This is a genomic window from Microbacterium protaetiae (assembly GCF_004135285.1).
Classification (GTDB): domain Bacteria; phylum Actinomycetota; class Actinomycetes; order Actinomycetales; family Microbacteriaceae; genus Microbacterium; species Microbacterium protaetiae.
The window spans coordinates 2,394,487-2,410,645 of the sequence record NZ_CP035494.1 but is presented as its reverse complement, the minus strand read 5'-3'; the positions used below and the strand labels follow the sequence as shown (position 1 = coordinate 2,410,645).

15 protein-coding genes are annotated in these 16,159 nt (G+C 68.6%); 3 read left to right on the top strand and 12 right to left on the bottom strand.

The features are described from left to right. Nucleotides 1–121 precede the first annotated feature (121 nt). A complete protein-coding gene (aceA, locus tag ET475_RS11255; protein ID WP_129390051.1) occupies nucleotides 122–1,432 on the top strand; it encodes an isocitrate lyase in 1,311 nt (436 codons plus the stop codon). A gap of 218 nt (nucleotides 1,433–1,650) precedes the next feature. Next, entirely contained in the window at nucleotides 1,651–3,312 is a 1,662-nt protein-coding gene (gene aceB, locus ET475_RS11250; protein ID WP_129390048.1) for a malate synthase A, read from the top strand. Between the two features lie 54 nt (nucleotides 3,313–3,366). Here aceB and ET475_RS11245 read toward each other — a convergent pair whose 3' ends face one another. The 3 genes from ET475_RS11245 to ET475_RS11235 all read right to left on the bottom strand — a co-directional run bounded on the left by ET475_RS11245 (nucleotide 3,367) and on the right by ET475_RS11235 (nucleotide 5,850). Then, the gene (locus tag ET475_RS11245; protein WP_129390045.1) at nucleotides 3,367–3,819 is read right to left on the bottom strand and encodes a type II toxin-antitoxin system VapC family toxin; all 453 of its coding nucleotides are present in this window, start codon (nucleotides 3,817–3,819) and stop codon (nucleotides 3,367–3,369) included. Then, nucleotides 3,816–4,073 carry an antitoxin gene (locus ET475_RS11240; RefSeq protein ID WP_129390042.1) on the bottom strand — a complete coding sequence of 86 codons (258 nt, stop codon included), beginning with the start codon at nucleotides 4,071–4,073 and terminating at the stop codon, nucleotides 3,816–3,818. The genes ET475_RS11245 and ET475_RS11240 overlap by 4 nt, the downstream gene beginning before the upstream one ends. A gap of 73 nt (nucleotides 4,074–4,146) precedes the next feature. Next, on the bottom strand, nucleotides 4,147–5,850 hold the full coding sequence (locus ET475_RS11235; protein ID WP_129390039.1) for an acyl-CoA dehydrogenase family protein: 1,704 nt from the start codon (nucleotides 5,848–5,850) through the stop codon (nucleotides 4,147–4,149). A 202-nt stretch (nucleotides 5,851–6,052) separates the two neighbouring features. On the opposite strand from ET475_RS11235, the gene ET475_RS11230 reads away from it, so the two are divergent. Next, complete coding sequence (locus tag ET475_RS11230) at nucleotides 6,053–7,252, top strand: pyridoxal phosphate-dependent aminotransferase (protein WP_207205340.1); 1,200 nt, start codon at nucleotides 6,053–6,055, stop codon at nucleotides 7,250–7,252. 10 nt (nucleotides 7,253–7,262) lie between these two features. Here the strand turns inward: ET475_RS11230 and ET475_RS11225 are convergent, their stop codons facing one another. The 9 genes from ET475_RS11225 to fni all read right to left on the bottom strand — a co-directional run bounded on the left by ET475_RS11225 (nucleotide 7,263) and on the right by fni (nucleotide 16,155). Further along, nucleotides 7,263–7,565, bottom strand: a complete 303-nt coding sequence (locus ET475_RS11225) for a putative quinol monooxygenase (RefSeq protein WP_129390033.1) — start codon at nucleotides 7,563–7,565, stop codon at nucleotides 7,263–7,265. Nucleotides 7,566–7,825: 260 nt separating this feature from the next. Continuing rightward, nucleotides 7,826–8,962: a UDP-N-acetylmuramate dehydrogenase gene (locus tag ET475_RS11220; RefSeq protein ID WP_129390030.1), complete on the bottom strand. Its 1,137-nt coding sequence runs from the start codon at nucleotides 8,960–8,962 to the stop codon at nucleotides 7,826–7,828. A 56-nt stretch (nucleotides 8,963–9,018) separates the two neighbouring features. Then, nucleotides 9,019–9,483, bottom strand: a complete 465-nt coding sequence (locus tag ET475_RS11215) for a MaoC/PaaZ C-terminal domain-containing protein (protein ID WP_129390027.1) — start codon at nucleotides 9,481–9,483, stop codon at nucleotides 9,019–9,021. Further along, entirely contained in the window at nucleotides 9,480–9,926 is a 447-nt protein-coding gene (locus ET475_RS11210; protein WP_129390024.1) for an FAS1-like dehydratase domain-containing protein, read from the bottom strand. The genes ET475_RS11215 and ET475_RS11210 overlap by 4 nt, the downstream gene beginning before the upstream one ends. Before the next feature lie 751 nt (nucleotides 9,927–10,677). Next, nucleotides 10,678–11,466, bottom strand: coding sequence for a sulfite exporter TauE/SafE family protein (locus ET475_RS11205; RefSeq protein ID WP_129390021.1), 789 nt, complete (start codon nucleotides 11,464–11,466; stop codon nucleotides 10,678–10,680). A 47-nt stretch (nucleotides 11,467–11,513) separates the two neighbouring features. Next, complete coding sequence (locus tag ET475_RS11200; protein ID WP_129390018.1) at nucleotides 11,514–12,746, bottom strand: LCP family protein; 1,233 nt, start codon at nucleotides 12,744–12,746, stop codon at nucleotides 11,514–11,516. A 112-nt stretch (nucleotides 12,747–12,858) separates the two neighbouring features. Next, a complete protein-coding gene (locus tag ET475_RS11195) occupies nucleotides 12,859–14,028 on the bottom strand; it encodes a hydroxymethylglutaryl-CoA synthase (protein WP_129390015.1) in 1,170 nt (389 codons plus the stop codon). After that, nucleotides 14,025–15,074, bottom strand: a complete 1,050-nt coding sequence (locus tag ET475_RS11190; RefSeq protein WP_129390012.1) for a hydroxymethylglutaryl-CoA reductase — start codon at nucleotides 15,072–15,074, stop codon at nucleotides 14,025–14,027. Before ET475_RS11190 ends, ET475_RS11195 begins: the two co-directional genes overlap by 4 nt. After that, nucleotides 15,064–16,155, bottom strand: a complete 1,092-nt coding sequence (gene fni, locus ET475_RS11185; RefSeq protein WP_129390009.1) for a type 2 isopentenyl-diphosphate Delta-isomerase — start codon at nucleotides 16,153–16,155, stop codon at nucleotides 15,064–15,066. The genes ET475_RS11190 and fni overlap by 11 nt, the downstream gene beginning before the upstream one ends. Between the last annotated feature and the right edge of the window lie 4 nt (nucleotides 16,156–16,159).

The following is a 16,159-nucleotide window of genomic DNA, read 5'->3' as shown; positions in this document are numbered from 1 at the left end:
AAAACAGAAATACGCACAAACTTCTCCGGAGATTTGGTCATGGCTACCGCCGATCTTCACTGAGAGTGGAGTCACACGACAGGCCGCGGCATCCCGCCCGAAGCACTCGAAGGAGAACGCCATGACATTCACCTCCACCTCCGGCCCCCTGCGCGCGGGCGACCAGGTTCAGACCGCCGCCGAGCTGCAGGAGATCTGGGACACCGACCCGCGGTGGGACGGCATCGAGCGCACCTACACCGCCGAGGACGTCATCCGGCTGCGCGGCAGCGTCCGCGAAGAGGCGACCCTCGCACACCGCGGCGCCGAGACGCTGTGGAACCTGCTGCACACCGAAGACTATGTGCGGGCCCTGGGCGCCTACACCGGTGGGCAGGCCGTGCAGCAGGTGCGCGCTGGCCTGAAGGCCATCTACCTCTCGGGCTGGCAGGTGGCCGCCGACGGCAACCTCGCCGGCCAGACATATCCCGACCAGAGCCTGTACCCGGCCAACTCGGTGCCGGCCGTGGTCCGCCGCATCAACAACGCGCTGCTGCGTCAGGATCAGCTCGAGCACGCCGAGGGCGAGATCACCCAGGACTGGCTGGCCCCCATCGTCGCCGACGCCGAGGCCGGGTTCGGCGGCCCGCTGAACGCCTACGAGCTCGCACTGTCGATGATCCAAGCCGGGGCCGCCGGCATCCACTGGGAAGACCAGCTGGCCAGCGAGAAGAAGTGCGGCCACCTCGGCGGCAAGGTGCTCGTTCCCACGCAGCAGCACATCCGCACCCTCAACGCCGCGCGGCTGGCCGCCGACGTCGCCGGTGTCCCCACCGTCATGATCGCCCGCACCGACTCGCTGGCCGCCGACCTCATCACCAGCGACGTCGACGAGCGCGACCGGCCCTTCCTCACCGGCGAGCGCACCACCGAGGGCTTCTACCGGGTGCGCGCCGGCATCGAGCCGGTCATCGCCCGTGGCCTGGCCTTCGCCCCGTACGCCGACCTGCTGTGGGTGGAGACCGGTGAACCCGACGTCGAACTGGCCCGCGAGTTCGCGAACGCGATCCACGCGCAGTTCCCCGGCAAGAAACTGGCCTACAACTGCTCGCCGAGCTTCAACTGGAAGAGCAAGCTGGACGACGCGCAGATCGCGCGGTTCCAGTCCGACCTGGCCGAGCTGGGCTACGCGTTCCAGTTCATCACGCTGGCCGGCTTCCACGCCCTCAATCACTCCATGTTCGATCTCGCCCGCGGTTACGCGCAGCGCGCCATGAGCGCGTACGTCGACCTGCAAGAGGCCGAATTCGCCGCAGAAGCCGACGGCTACACCGCCACCAAGCACCAGCGCGAGGCCGGAACGGGCTATTTCGACGTGGTCTCCACCGCGCTCAACCCCGATAGCGCCACTCTCGCCCTGGCCGGCTCCACCGAGGCCGCACAGTTCCACTGAGCTGTCTCGTCGACCTGACGTGACAGTTCCCCACAGACCGACCGGCGATCCCGGTCACGGATGCCTCGGCCTTCGAGTCGAATCCCTGGGCCGAGGCATCCGACTCTCTTTCCTTCGGTCGTTGAGCGAGCGAAGCGAGTCGAAACGCACCGACCACGTTTCGACTCGGTCGCTTCGCTCCCTCGCTCAACGACCGAACCTTCCGACAGGAGCACATCATGAGCATCACCACCACGGGCATTCCGCCCACGACGACCCCCATCCCCACCCAGACACACGAGCCGCAGATCGAGGTCGAAGGCCCCCTCCGCGATCGGTATGACGAGATCCTCACGCCCGACGCGCTGGCCTTCCTCACCGAGCTGCATCACCGCTTCGGCGGCCGCCGGCACGACCGGCTGGCCGAGCGGATGCGGCGCCGGTTCGAGATCGGCAACGGGCACGACCCGCACTTCCGCGACGACACCGCGCATATCCGCAACGACCCCGACTGGCGGGTGGCCGGCACCGCCCCCGGGCTGGTCGACCGCCGCGTGGAGATCACCGGTCCCACCGACCCGAAGATGACCATCAACGCGCTCAACTCGGGAGCGCGGGTGTGGCTGGCCGACCAGGAAGATGCCACCAGCCCCACCTGGCGCAACGTCATCGAGGGGCAGCTGTCGCTGTTCGACGCGATCCGCGGGCAGCTCGAGTACACGAACGAGGCCGGCAAGCAGTATCGGGTCACGGCCGAGCGCACGCCGACGATCGTGATGCGCCCCCGCGGGTGGCACCTCGTCGAGGAGCACATCCGCTTCACCGACCGTGCCGGGCGCCGGATGGCGGCATCCGGCTCGCTCGTCGACTTCGGGCTGTACTTCTTCCACAACGCGCAGGCGCTGATCGATGCCGGCACCGGCCCGTATTTCTATCTGCCGAAGATCGAGAGCGCCGAAGAGGCCAAGCTCTGGGACGACGTCTTCACCTTCAGTGAGCACTACATCGGCATCGAGCACGGGACGATCCGGGCGACGGTGCTCATCGAGACGCTGCCTGCGGCGTTCGAGATGGAAGAGATCCTGTTCGAGCTGCGCGAGCACTGCGCGGGCCTGAACGCCGGACGCTGGGACTATATCTTCTCGATCATCAAGAACTATCGCGGCCGGGGGGCCCGCTTCGTTCTGCCCGATCGCAGTGAGGTCACGATGACGGTGCCGTTCATGCGGGCGTACACCGAGCTGCTGGTGAAGACGTGCCATCGCCGCGGGGCGTTCGCGATCGGCGGGATGAGCGCCTTCATCCCGAACCGACGCGATGCCGAGGTGACCGCACAGGCGTTGGAGAAGGTCGCCGCCGACAAGAACCGCGAGGCCGGCGACGGCTTCGACGGCACCTGGGTGGCCCATCCCGACTTGATCCCCGCCGCGCAGGCCGAGTTCGACGCCGTGCTGGGCGAGAAGCCGAACCAGATCGATCGGCAGCGTGATGATGTGCACGTCGAGGCTCGGCAGCTGATTGATCTGCGCATCGGGCGGCCGATCACCGAGGCGGGCGTGCAAGGCAACGTGTCGGTGGGCATCCGCTACATCGAGGCGTGGTTGCGGGGGCTGGGAGCGGTTGCGATCGACAATCTGATGGAGGATGCCGCCACCGCCGAGATCTCGCGTTCGCAGATCTGGCAGTGGATCCACCAGGACCGGGTCACCGCCGAGGGCACGGCCATCACGAAGGAGTACGTCGAAGAACTCATCGACCAGGTGCTGGCCTCGGCGCCACGCTTCGACGGCGACCGGTTCGACGACGCCGCCGAGGTGTTCCGCGAGGTGTCGCTGCGCGAGGAGTTCCCCGCATTCCTCACGCAGGGTGCGTACTCGAAGTACCTCGTCGAGGAGGACTGACGCGCTCGCTACGAGGTCCCCGTCCTGGTTCATCGGGGCGGGGACCTCGCACGCTCAGCGCTGTCTGTGGTTGCGCAGAAGGTCGTCGGGGCGGTTCACACGTACCCCCTCGAAGAGATCGAAGTCGCTGTCATAGCTGACGATCGTCGCGTGATGCTCGATAGCCATCGCCGCGAGATGTGCGTCGTTCACGAGGTTGGCGGCCACGCCACGGGTGACCAGCAGCCGCTCCAGGATTTCGGGATGCCGCGCCCCGGGGTTCAGGACGTGAGCGCTGGGGGCGGCGAGCCAATCGTGCACCTGGGCCATTGCTGCGGCGGGGTCGGCAGGGCTCGGCATGATGCGCGGATTGGTCGATATGCGAACGAAGGCCAGCAGCGCATTCCAGGTGAACCCGACGTTGTCTTCGCCGTCGAGGGCCCTGTCCAGCCAGGCCAGCGATGCGGTGTGGTGCTCGGTGGCCGGGTTCACCGCGTACAGCAACACGTTCGCGTCGACGACTCTCAACGCCCGGCCTGCATCCGCTTGACGAGCTCTTCGTCTTCGCTCTCTGCCGCCAGCCGCAGGGCGTGCGTGAGGTCGACGGTGGGCACACCGAGCTCGCGAGGGCGCGTGTAGGCGTGCGGCTCCGAGTCCGCCGAGGGGCTGGTTCCTGCTCGGATCGCATCATTGAGAGCACGCTTGAACGAGACACCACGCTGCGCCATCAGCCGGCGCACCACTGCCTCCGTGTCGGGGTCGAGAGTGACCGTGGTGCGCATTTTGACAGCATAGCATCACCGGAAATGATGTTGAGCTATCGTACCGGCGTCTCCCCGCACCGTGGGGGGACGGCTAGCGCACCTCGCCGCCGGCGACGGTCTCGGCCAGCATGTGCACACGCGGCAGGTGGTGGGCGCCGTAGAAGTCGGCGAGTGTCAGGCGCGCGGCATCCCTCTCCTGCTCGCTCTCGTGGGCGAGCACGGCGACGACGGCGAGGCCGTGCATCCAGCCGCCGGCGAGGGTGCCCAGCAGCATGAGATACGGCACGCTGACCGCGGCGGCATCGCGCGGCTTGTCGGCGAAGCCGAGCACCGCCTGAGTGGCGCGACGGGATGCCTCGGCCGCACGCTCGAGCCGACCGGCCGTGCGCTGGGCGACCGGATGCTCGCTTTCGCGCAGCCGGGTGATCGTCTCGTCGATCAGGCCCAGCAGCTGCTGCACCGTCGTGCCGCCGTTGCGGATGACCTTGCGGCCGATGAGGTCATTGGACTGGATGGCCGTCGTGCCCTCATAGATGGGCATGATGCGGGCGTCGCGGTAGTGCTGGGCGGCGCCGGTCTCTTCGATGAACCCCATGCCGCCGTGCACCTGGATGGCGTCGCTGGTGATCAACACGGCGTCTTCGGTGGTCCAGCCCTTCAGGATCGGCACGAAGAACTCGGCGAGGGCTGTGTCGTCGCCGTCGAACAGGTCACCCACGTACACGTCGAGGGCGCGCATCGCGAAGATGCGGCTGGCCATCGACAGCAGCAGACGGCGCACGTCGGGGTGCTCGGCGATCGAAGTGCCGGCCGGCCGGTCGAGCACAGCGCCCTGCAGCCGCTCGGCCGCGTAGCCCGCGGCCTGCTGGTAGGCACGGTCGGCGATGCCGGTGGCCTGAAAGCCCATGCCGGTGCGCGCCGAGTTCATCATCACGAACATGCCCGCAAGTCCCCCGCCGACCTCGCCGACGAGATAGCCGGTGGCGTCTTCGTACGAGAGCACGCAGGTGGGCGAACCGTGAATGCCGAGCTTGTGCTCGATGGCGACGGTCGTGATCGCGTTGCGGTCACCGAGCGTGCCGTCATCGTTCACGAGGAACTTCGGGGCGACGAACAGCGACAGCCCCTTGGCGCCTTCAGGGGCGCCCGGGGTGCGGGCAAGGACGAGGTGCACGATGTTCTCGGCGACGTCGTGATCACCCCAGGTGATGAAGATCTTCTGGCCCTTGATCGCCCAGGTGCCGTCGCCGCGCGGCGCGGCGATCGTGCGGATGGCGCCGAGATCGGTGCCGGCATCCGGCTCGGTGAGGTTCATGGTGCCGGTCCACTGGCCCGACACGAGCTTGGTCAGGTACGTCTCGCGGATCTCGTCGGAGGCCGCGGCGTCGAGCGCGTGGATCTGACCGGCGGTGAGCAGCCAGCACAGGGCGAAGGCGGCGTTCGAGGCGTTCCAGATCTCGCCGAGGCCGGCGCGCACAGCGCCGGGAAGACCCTCGCCGCCGGCCGAGGCGGGCGCTTCGGCGGCGATCCAGCCGGCCTCGACGAATGCCTGGTAGGCCTGGGCGAACCCGTCGGGAAGATGCACCTGGCCGTCGGTCAGCTGCGCGCCGATGCGGTCGCCCACCGATTCGAGGGGCGCGAGCACCGAGGCGGCGAACTCGCCCGCGCCCGCGATGATCTCGGTGGCGTCGTCGGCCGACAGCTCGCCGTCAGTGGCGCGGGCGACCAGATCGAACCCGAATGCCTCGCCGTACAGGAACGCGTAGTCGTCGACGGGCGGGGTGTATTCGGCCATGCGGAACTCCTTGTGTGGGACTGGGAACCATCATACGCGAGACTCAGTCTCACCCCTCCGGCATGGTCAATTCCATATGGAATTTCCTGAACCACATCAGTTTGCCGGCGGTTTGATGTGGTCTGGGAAAATCCATATCGAATTGCCGTCGCGGGGGCGGCGTCGTGGGGCGACGCGGGGGCGCGACGCGTACCCTGAGAGGGTGACCGAACGCGCTCCACTGTCCCGCAAACTTTCCGCGATCGCCGAGTCGGCGACGCTCAAGGTCGACGCCAAGGCCAAGGCCCTCAAGGCCGAAGGCAAGCCCGTCATCTCGTATGCCGCCGGCGAGCCCGACTTCGCCACACCGTCGTTCATCGTGGATGCCGCAGCCGACGCCCTGCGCGACCCGAAGAACTTCCGCTACACGCCGGCGGCCGGCCTTCCCGAACTGCGGCAGGCGATCGCCGCGAAGACGCTGCGCGACTCGGGCCTTGAGATCGACCCGGCGCAGGTGGTGGTCACCAACGGCGGCAAGCAGGCCGTGTACCAGGCCTTCCAGGCCGTCGTGAACCCCGGAGACGAGGTGCTGCTGCCGGCACCGTACTGGACGACGTATCCCGAAGCGATAGCGCTGGCCGACGGCATCCCTGTCGAGGTGTTCGCCGGTGCCGATCAGAACTACAAGGTGACCGTCGCCCAGCTCGAGGCCGCCCGCACCGACAAGACGACCGCGCTGGTGTTCGTCTCGCCCTCGAACCCGACGGGTTCGGTGTACACGCGGGAGGAGACCGCGGCGATCGGACAGTGGGCCGTTGAGCACGGCATCTGGGTGATCACCGACGAGATCTACCAGAACCTCGTGTACGACGGCACGAAGGCCACCTCGATCGTCGAGGCAGTGCCGGATGTCGCGGGCCAGACGATCCTGGTCAACGGCGTGGCCAAGACCTACGCGATGACCGGATGGCGCGTGGGCTGGATGGTCGGCCCGCGCGATGCCATCACTCTCGCCGCGAACCTGCAGTCGCACCTGTCGAGCAACGTCAACAACATCGCGCAGCGCGCAGCTATCGCGGCGCTTTCCGGCCCGCAGGATGCCGCGGAGCAGTTTCGCCAGTCTTTCGACCGCCGCCGCAGGCTCATCGTCGCCGAGTTGTCGAAGATCGATGGCGTCGCAGTGCCCACGCCGCTGGGTGCGTTCTACGTCTACCCCGATGTGCGGGGACTGCTCGGCCGCACCTGGGCGGGAAAGACCCCGACCACCTCGCTCGAGCTGGCCGACCTCATCCTCGACGAGGCTGAGGTCGCCGTCGTACCGGGCGAGGCGTTCGGGCCGAGCAGCTACCTGCGCCTCTCGTACGCGCTGGGCGACGACCAGCTGCTGGAGGGCGTGCAGCGCCTGCAGAAGCTGTTCGCCTAGGCGAGCCGCCTCAGGAGACGACCGCGAAATGCCGCTCCACCGGCGCGGCGGCGGCATAGTCGGCCAGGCTCGCGTGCGCAATGCCGCGATGCCAGGCGAGAAAGCCCTGCAACGCTGCCTCGGATTCCCACCGTGAGATGACCACCAGAGCCTGCGGGTCACTGGAGTCTTCGCAGACCTCGGCGCTGCGGCATCCCTCTGCCGCACGCGCGGCGCTCGCATTCTCGTGCGCGGCCGCGACAAGTCCGGCCCGCTCGCCCGGCACGGCGCGCAGAGAAGTGATTCGGACGATGGATGCTGGTGCCTCGGCCATACTCACCAGGGTATGAGACGCCGCTCGGCGCGGGGCGGTTCCGGGCTGTTCGATCCCCGGCCGGGGCGGTTCCGGCCCGGGTCGACTCCTCGCCGGGGCAGGTCAGGCCAGCCGCAGTTCCGACCCGGGTCGACTCCTCGCCGGGGGCGGGTCAGGCCCGGCGGCGGTTCCGGCCCGGGTCGACTCCTCGCCGGGGGCGGGTCCGACCCGGCGGCGGGTCCGACCCGGCCGCGGCGGCGACGCGAGGACGCTGCGCCGCGCTAGATCTCGACGCCCACCAGCACCGGCTCGGGCTGCAGGATCAGGCCGAACTCGGCGCTGACGCGTAGCCGGATGTAGCGGGCGAGTTCGGCGACCTCGCCCGCCGTCGCCCCACCCCGGTTGGTCAGGGCCAGCGCGTGCTTGGTCGACAGGCCCGCGCGCGAGCGCGGCAGTCGAAAGCCCTTGCCGAACCCGGCATGCTCGATCAGCCACGCCGAGCTGACTTTCACCTCGGGCTCGGGCAGCGGCGCCATCGGCGCCAGTCCGGCATACGAGTCCAGCGGGATGACGCGGGTGGGCGCCGGATCGGGCGCCATCGGCCAGCGCGGGCAGGCGTCGGGCAGGGTGCGGGCGAACGATGCCGAGACCACGGCGTTCTGGAAGAACGAGCCGGCGCTGTGCGTGTCAGGGTCGGCATCATCGAGCACCATGCCCTTGCGGGCGCGGATGTCGAGAATGCGCTCGCGCACCCACGCCAGTGTGACCGCGTCGTCGGGCGCCAGGCCGAGCGCGGTACGCAGCTGCTCGCCACGAACCGGGGCCGCGGCATCCCCCCATTCAGCGAGTTCCAGCGTGAGCGACACGATCACCGCGCGGCGGCGCGCCACCGACCCGTAGTGGTGCTTGAGCACCGAGGTGCGAAAACCGAGCTCGAGTTCGGATGCCGGAACCGTCGAGACCTCGCCGGTGTCTTCATCGAGCAGCTCGACCTCGACGAGGGTCTGCACGATCTCCTGGCCGTACGCGCCGACGTTCTGCACGGGAGCGGCGCCGGCCGTGCCGGGAATGCCCGACAGTGCCGTGATTCCGGCCAGCCCGTGTTCCACGGCGAAGGCGACAAGCTCGTCCCAGTTCTGCCCGGCCTGCACGCGCAGTCGCGCATACCCGTCGCGGGCGCCGCTGACCGGCTCGATCCCGTGGGTGAGGATGCGCACGACGCTCCCCTCGAACGGCTCATCGCCCACCAACAGGTTCGACCCGCCGCCGATGACGAACCACTCGTCGCCGTCGTCCCACACCCGGCGCAGCGCGTCGACGAGCTCGGCAGTAGTGTGCGCGTCGTACATGCGCGCGGGGGCCGCGCCGGTGCGCAGGGTGGTCAGCCGCGCCAGGGGAAGGGGAGTCACTTCGGGCATGTCAGGGAAGGGTGTTTGCTTCGGGCATGTCAGGGCACGGTGTTCGCTTCGGCATGTCAGGGCACGCGCACGCGCACCTGGGCCTTGCCCAGCACGGTGACCTCGGCACAGGTGACGGTCAGATCGATGCGGGCAGACTCCTCGTCGACGGCGCCGACCTTGGCGACCACTGTCACGTCGGCGCCGCTCTCGGCGTCGACGACGACCGGGCGGGTGAAGCGCACGCCATACTCGAGGATGCGGCCGGCATCGCCGAGCCACGGCACTATCGTCTCCACGGCCAGGCCCATGGTCAGCATCCCGTGCGCGAGCACGCCGGGAAGACCGACCCGCTCGGCGACATCGTCGCGGTAGTGGATCGGGTTGAAGTCACCCGAGGCCCCCGCATAACGCACGAGCGACTCGCGCTCGAGGTGCACGGTGCGCTCGGCGACCACATCGCCGACGGCGAGCTGTGCATCCCCGTGCCCGGCGGCGCCGGATGACGCGCCAGCGGCGTGTGGAGGTGTCGCGGGGTTCATTCGTCTCCCCCGATCAGCAGAATGGATGTCGCGGTCACAACGTGCGCGGCTGCGGCATCCCGGATCTCTGCCTCACTGGTGACCATCGCACCCTTGCCGACAGCGCGCACGCCGGTGATCGACAGCTGGGCGGTCAACTCGTCGCCGGCGACGATCGGGCGCGTGTAGCGAAAGCGCTGCTCAGCGTGAATGGTGCGCTCCAGCGCGATGCCCGAATCGGGCTCGGCCAGCAGCTGCTGCAGCGTGAGGTCTTGGACCACCATCGCGAACGTGGGCGGGGCGATCACGTCGGCGTAGCCGAGCGCGCGCGCCGCGGCAGGGTCGGTGTGCTGCGGGTCGGTGGCGAAGACGGCGCGCGCGAACTCGCGCACCTTCTCGCGACCCACGAGGTAGGGGACGGTCGGGGCGAAGGCACGGCCAACCAGATCGGGGTTCACGGGCACCAGGCCATCCTACCGAGGAGCGCACGCGAGGGCTGAGCGACCGGAGCCGTGCGAATTGCGGGGATGCCGCGGGTGGGGCCGCGGCGCGCAGGTCGGAAGGCGCGCGTTCCCCGCCCAGACGCAGGCGTGTGGCTACGGGGCGCTTGGGTTCGTGACGCGCGGCCCGATACTCGCGCTTTCGCGACGCGCGGCCTCGAGACTCACGCTTTCGCGCGAAACACCTCGCAACGCGCTATGTCTCGCGCGCTGAGCTGAGTCTCGCGAAATACGCCCCGCGCCAGGGTGAGTCACGCAGACGACGCCCACGCCCACCACCGACACTTCCCGGCCCTACCGGCCCCGAGACTCACGCTTTCGCGCGAAACACCCCGCAACGCGCTATGTCTCGCGCGCTGAGCTGAGTCTCGCGCACCACGCCCCGCGCCAGGGTGAGTCTCGCGCGCTGAGCTGAGTCTCGCGCACAACGCCCCGCGCCAGGGTGAGTCTCGCAGACGACACCCACGCCCACCATCGACACTTCCCCGCCCTACCGGGCCCGAGACTCATGCTTTCGCGCGAAACACCTCGCAACGCGCTATGTCTCGCGCGCTGAGCTGAGTCTCGCGCGGCGGCGCGCACGGCCCGCCCCTCGCGCGCTGCGCGCAGGCCGCCGCGCGCTGCGCGGCACGGCGCGCCCGCCCGCCGCGCGCTGCGCGCAGGCCGCCGCCCGCTGCGCGCCATGCCGCGCAGCGCAGCCCCCGCGGCTGGGCGATCAGACCTTCTGCCGCCCGCGCACCGCTTTGACCGCCATCTGCACGGCGATGAACACCACAAAGAGCGCGAACAGAATGTTGGCCAGCTGCGGGTTCAGCAGCGTCGCCAGCCAGGCGCCCAGCGCCGTGGTCGTACAGGCCGCGAGGCCGACGCAGGCGGCGGCGACCAGGTCGACGTTCTTGCGCCGGATGTTGCCGACCGTGCCCGAGATCGCGGTGGGGATCATCGTCAGCAGCGAGGTGCCCTTGGCGACAAGGTCGCTCACGCCGAAGCCGAGCATGAGCGCGGGAACCACGATGATCCCACCTCCCACCCCGAGAAGACCCGAGAGGATGCCGGTGACCACACCTGTCGCGATCAGCGCAAGGGTCGACAGCACGGTCAGCTCGAGATGCGCGTCGCGGGAGGGGATGACGAAGAACAGGCCCACGACGACCACGGCGAGGAACACGATGAAGGCCCAGCGCACGACGCCGACCGGCAGCCGGGCGAGCAGCCAGGTGCCCAGCTGCGCCCCGACGACGGCGGCCGCCGCCAGGATCAGCGCCGGGATCCAGGCCACTGCGCCGTGCACCGCGTACGAGATCACCCCGATCGTCGCGATGGGCACGATGGCCGCGAGCGAGGTGCCGGCCGCCCGGCGCGGCTCGAAACCGCCCAACAAGGTCAGCAGGGGCACGATGACGGTTCCGCCACCGACACCGAACAGACCCGACAGCAGACCGGCGGCCAACCCGATGACCAGGTACAGCAGAACGGCTCGGGGCGTGCGTGGATTCGTGGTCATCGTCCTATGAATCTACCGTGCACCGCACCCGGTGCCCGCCGGCCGGATCACTGATGGTCCGGAACCGTGCAGGTGGTCTGGGCGGCCGTCGTGCCGGTGATGCTGGAGGGCAGATCGACGGCATCGGAGTCGGGCGACGGGCTGGCGCTCGCACTCGGGGTGCCGTCTTCAGTGATCTCCACCCCGTCGGCGGGGCTGGCCTTGCCGGTCAGGTTCAGCGACTTGTTCTCTTTGAGTGCGGTGAACAGGGTCTGCGCCGACTCATAGATCGGCAGCACCCGTGATGCATTGGCAGGGTCGTACGAGGTCGGATACTGCACGAACACGATGTCGTTGTACGGCACGGACTTCAGCGCCATCGCTATCTGCACCATGCGCGTGGGGTTCGACAGGTTCTCATCGAGCACAAGCTGCTTGTCCGACACCTGCTGCAGTGCGGTCGTTGCCAGTGCGAACAGCTTGGTCGGGTCGCCCAGCACCCCGCCCGACTGCAGCTTGCGCACCAGGGAAGACATGAACTGCTGCTGGTTCGAGATGCGACTGAGGTCGGACCCGTCACCGATGCCGTGGCGGATGCGCAGGAACTGCAGCGCCTGCGCGCCCTTGAGCGTGTGCTCGCCCGCCGTCAGATGCAGCCCTGTGTTGCGGTCACTGATGTCACCGGCCACGCACACCTTAACGCCGCCGATGGCATCCGACATGTTTATCACTCCGGTCCAGCGGATGGCCGCGGCGAACTGGATGTCGACCCCGGTCAGCTGCTGGATCGTCAGGGCGGTGCAGGCGAGGCCACCGTAACTGTACGAGACGTTGAGCATCTGCGCACTCATGGCCGAGTAGCGCCCGCCATCGGCCGACGGGCACGACGGAATGGGCACGATCATGTCGCGGGGGAACGAGACGACGGTGACCCGCCGCGGGTTGTCGCCGATGTGGATGAGCATCGTGACGTCGTTGCGCTCACCCCCGTCGTCGTGCGCACAGCGCGGGAAGAGGGTGAGGTCCTGCCCTTCGCACGAGTCGGTGCCCACCAGCAGCAGATTCACGCCGCCTTCGATCTCGCCGATCGTCGGAGGCAGCGGCTTGCTGGATTCGAGCGTGATGGCGTTCTCGTGCACCAGATCGGTGGCGTTCCAGGCGGCGAAGGCGGCGGTGCCGGCCACGCCGAGAACCACCACGGCCAAGGCCGCGCCGATGATCGTGGCGATCTGCGCGATGGGGTGGGGCGAGCGAAGACGCCCGTGGCGCGCAAGAGGTGCGCGGGGGGTCTTCGGGCTCATGGCCGGTCCTCTCGGCGAGTCTGAGAGCGAGGGGGATGCTGCGCCGCGACCCCGCGGCGCATCGGAATTCTACGGGACCAGGCCTTGATGCAGCGTCAGGATGCTCTCAGAATCAGCCGAGCTTCTCGTACCGGCGCACGTGGTCGACGACACCGGCGAACCGATACGGGCCCGTGGTCTCGGCGGCCGTCTCGAAGTCGGCGCCCTGCACCGCGTCGACGCTCTCGTGCAGGGCACGGTAGCGCGGGTAGTCGACGGGGCGGCGGTTGTCGAGGACTGCGGCATCCCGTGCCGTTCGCAGCAGCTCGCGATAACCGGGGCGCACCACACCGGTGAAGAACTCCGACACACTGCCCGAGCCGTAGCTGAAGAACCCGATGCGTTCGCCGGCGAGGTCGGCATCGTCATGTTCAAGCAGCGAGAGCAGGCCCACATAGATGGATGCCGTGTAGCTGTTGCCGGTGCGGCGGTTCAGTTCCAGGCTCGCGGAGATCTGCGCCAGGCGCTGATCTTTGTCGAGGTCGGCGCCCACGATCTTGCACAACCGGTCATGCGCCTTGACCGCCATCTTGGTGAACGGCTGGTGATAGCAGAACCTCGCCATCTCGGCGAAGGCGAAGCCACCGCGAGACTGGTACTCGTTCCATGCCCCCTCCAGGGCCCCGAGGTACGCGGCCAGCGAGTACTTGCCGTCGACCAGCGCCGTTGACAGGTAGTTCGGCCGCCAGAAGTCGTGGATGTCGTCGGTGTGCAGTCCGGTGACCGGTTCGATCTCGATCAGAGCGGGGTCGGCGGTGACCAGAAATGCGACCGCTGCGGCGCCCTGGGTGGGTTCGCCGCTGGAATCCAGCGCATACCGGGCGACGTCGCTGGCGATCACCAGCACCTTCTCGCTCGCATCGCGGGCGACGATGCCCAGGGCGAACTGCAGAGCCGCCGTGGCCGAGTAGCAGGCCTGCTTGAGCTCGACCACACGGCAATGCTCACCCATGCCCAGCAGGCCGTGGACGAACACGCCCGCCGACTTGGATTGGTCGATGCCCGACTCGGTGGCGAAAAGCAGCGTGCGGATGCCGTCGGATCCGTGCCGTGCGAGAATCTGCGCGGCCGCCTCGGCGCCCATCGTCACGATGTCTTCGTCGGCGGTGGGCACGCTCATCTGGCTCTGCCCGATGCCGATGTAGAACTTGCCCACGTCGATGCCCTGCACATCGGCCAGCTGCTGCAGGTCGAGCACCTGGTGGGCGGTGGCGAAGGCGAGGTCGCTGATGCCGATCGTCATCGTGCGTTCTTCCTCTCGATGTTCACATGGGCGGCCATCAGCTCGCCGGGATTGGTCTGCGCGGCCATGAGCGACAGCTCGCCACACAGCACAGTGGCCGCGCACAGCACCGCGAGTCGGCGGGCGTTCTCTCCCGGCTCCCGGTCGTCGGCGCAGCCGAGCCGTGCGATGTTCTGCTCGACGAACGCGAGGTCTTTCCCGTTGCCGACGGTGCCGACGATGAGGTTGGGCAGCGTGCACGAGAAGTACAGGTCGCCGCCGCGCACTTCGGCATGCGTGATGCCCTGCGAGCCCTCCACGATGTTGGCGGCATCTTGCCCGGTGGCCAGGTAGAACGCCAGCAGCATATTGGCGTAGTGCGCATTGGCGCTGCGCAGACCGCCCGCGGTGATGGTGCCGATCAGGTTCTTGCGCACGTTCAGCTCGGCGATCGCCTCGGGGCTGGTGTGCAGCCGACGGGTGACCACCTCGCGCGGGATGAGCAGCTCGGTGACGACGTTCTTGCCGCGCCCGAGAATGCCGTTGACGGCGGTGGCCTTCTTGTCGGAGCAGTAGTTGCCCGAAATCGACCCGTAGCGCAGGCCGGGGATCGTGGACAGGATGTGGTCCATCAGCTTGTCGGCGGCCAGGGTGACCATGTTGTGACCCGAGGCATCCCCCGTCGACAGCTCGAAACGCAGAAACAGCAGATTGCCGACGATCTGGTGGTGCAGATCGAGCAGCTTGGCGAACCGGCTGGCTCGCGAGATGACCTGCTGCAGCTCGTCGCGGCGGGCATCGAGCGCCTGCACGGCCGCCAATGCGGTGCCGGCGTCATCTGCCTCGAACAGCACCGACCGGGCCATCCGCTCATCGATGAGAGTCGCGACGATGCCGCGCTCGCAGAGCGTGGAGATCTTCGCCCCGCGACCCACCGACGGCCACAGCGGCGTCTCATAGGTGGCCAGCGGCACCTCGTGCAGCCCGCTCATGACGTTGCCGCTGATCGAGATCGGCCCCACCCACTTGAGCGGGACCGGGGCCGCGCTGACGGTGTCATCCCTCATCTGAACTCCCTGTGTGGCGCTCACCGCGCCGGCTGAAGGCGGCCGCGTCGATACCGCGCAGCTCGCAGAATTCACGCACATCGCCGCGCAGCAGCAGATCGGTGCGCGCCAGTTCGGCCGGAGTGGATGCCCCCAGTAGCGCATGCAGCTGGGCGATCTGTTCCAGCCAGGCGCCGATGCGCGCTATCAGCGCGTCTTCTCCACCGCGCAGCACCGCGTGCAGGAACACACCCGACACGCCCACCGCGTGCGCACCCAGCGCCAGCGCGCGCACCACGTCGAGCGGTGTGCGTACGCCCCCCGATGCCACAAGATCCGGGATGCCGCCGGGCGCGGCATCCCCCGCATCCAGCAGACTGCACACGGCCGACTGCCCCCACCCGGTCATGAACGCATAGTCGTTCTCGGCGCGCCGCGCGTTCTCGATGCGCGCGAAATCGGTGCCGCCGGCGCCGCTGACGTCGGCGACGGCGACCCCGAGCTGCGCGAGACGTTCGAGCGTGGGGCGGCTGAGGCCGAAACCGACCTCTTTGACGATCACCGGCACCTCGAGCCGCTCGACGATCGCCGCCAGATTGCCCGGCCAGGCCGAGAAGTCGCGGCTGCCTTCGGGCATGACCGTTTCTTGCACGCTGTTCAGATGCACTTGCAGAGCGTCTGCCTGCAGCAGATCGACCACGCGCGCGGCATCGTCGGGCGTCGCATCGGCGCTGAGATTGGCCATCACGAACCCGCCGGGGTTCTCGTCACGCATCACCCGGAAGGTGCCGATCATGTCGGGATCGCGCAGCGCGACGCTCATCGAGCCGGTGGCGATCGGAACGCCGGTCTCTCGGGCGGCGATCGCCAGCGAGCGATTGATCTCACCGGTGCGCGCGCTGCCGCCGGTCATGCCGTTCACATAGAGGGGCACCGGCCAGTCGATCCCCGCGAACGCGGTGGAAAGACTCACCCGCTCGCGGTCGATGCCGGCCAGCGCGTGGTGCACGAACCGCACATCGTCGAAGTCGTTGTGCGCCGGGCGGTCCTGCTGCTGTGCGTCGGCGAGGTCGACGTGCTGGTCTTTACGCCCGCTACTCATCGCT

Coding starts and splice junctions, on each gene's coding strand:
- aceB (WP_129390048.1), top strand. CDS start 1,651: ATGAGCATCACCACCACGGGCATTCCGCCCACGACGACCCCCATCCCC.
- ET475_RS11195 (WP_129390015.1), bottom strand. CDS start 14,028: ATGACGATCGGCATCAGCGACCTCGCCTTCGCCACCGCCCACCAGGTG.
- fni (WP_129390009.1), bottom strand. CDS start 16,155: ATGAGTAGCGGGCGTAAAGACCAGCACGTCGACCTCGCCGACGCACAG.
- ET475_RS11220 (WP_129390030.1), bottom strand. CDS start 8,962: ATGCCCGAAGTGACTCCCCTTCCCCTGGCGCGGCTGACCACCCTGCGC.
- ET475_RS11205 (WP_129390021.1), bottom strand. CDS start 11,466: ATGACCACGAATCCACGCACGCCCCGAGCCGTTCTGCTGTACCTGGTC.
- ET475_RS11240 (WP_129390042.1), bottom strand. CDS start 4,073: ATGCGCACCACGGTCACTCTCGACCCCGACACGGAGGCAGTGGTGCGC.
- aceA (WP_129390051.1), top strand. CDS start 122: ATGACATTCACCTCCACCTCCGGCCCCCTGCGCGCGGGCGACCAGGTT.
- ET475_RS11190 (WP_129390012.1), bottom strand. CDS start 15,074: ATGAGGGATGACACCGTCAGCGCGGCCCCGGTCCCGCTCAAGTGGGTG.
- ET475_RS11215 (WP_129390027.1), bottom strand. CDS start 9,483: ATGAACCCCGCGACACCTCCACACGCCGCTGGCGCGTCATCCGGCGCC.
- ET475_RS11225 (WP_129390033.1), bottom strand. CDS start 7,565: ATGGCCGAGGCACCAGCATCCATCGTCCGAATCACTTCTCTGCGCGCC.
- ET475_RS11235 (WP_129390039.1), bottom strand. CDS start 5,850: ATGGCCGAATACACCCCGCCCGTCGACGACTACGCGTTCCTGTACGGC.
- ET475_RS11200 (WP_129390018.1), bottom strand. CDS start 12,746: ATGAGCCCGAAGACCCCCCGCGCACCTCTTGCGCGCCACGGGCGTCTT.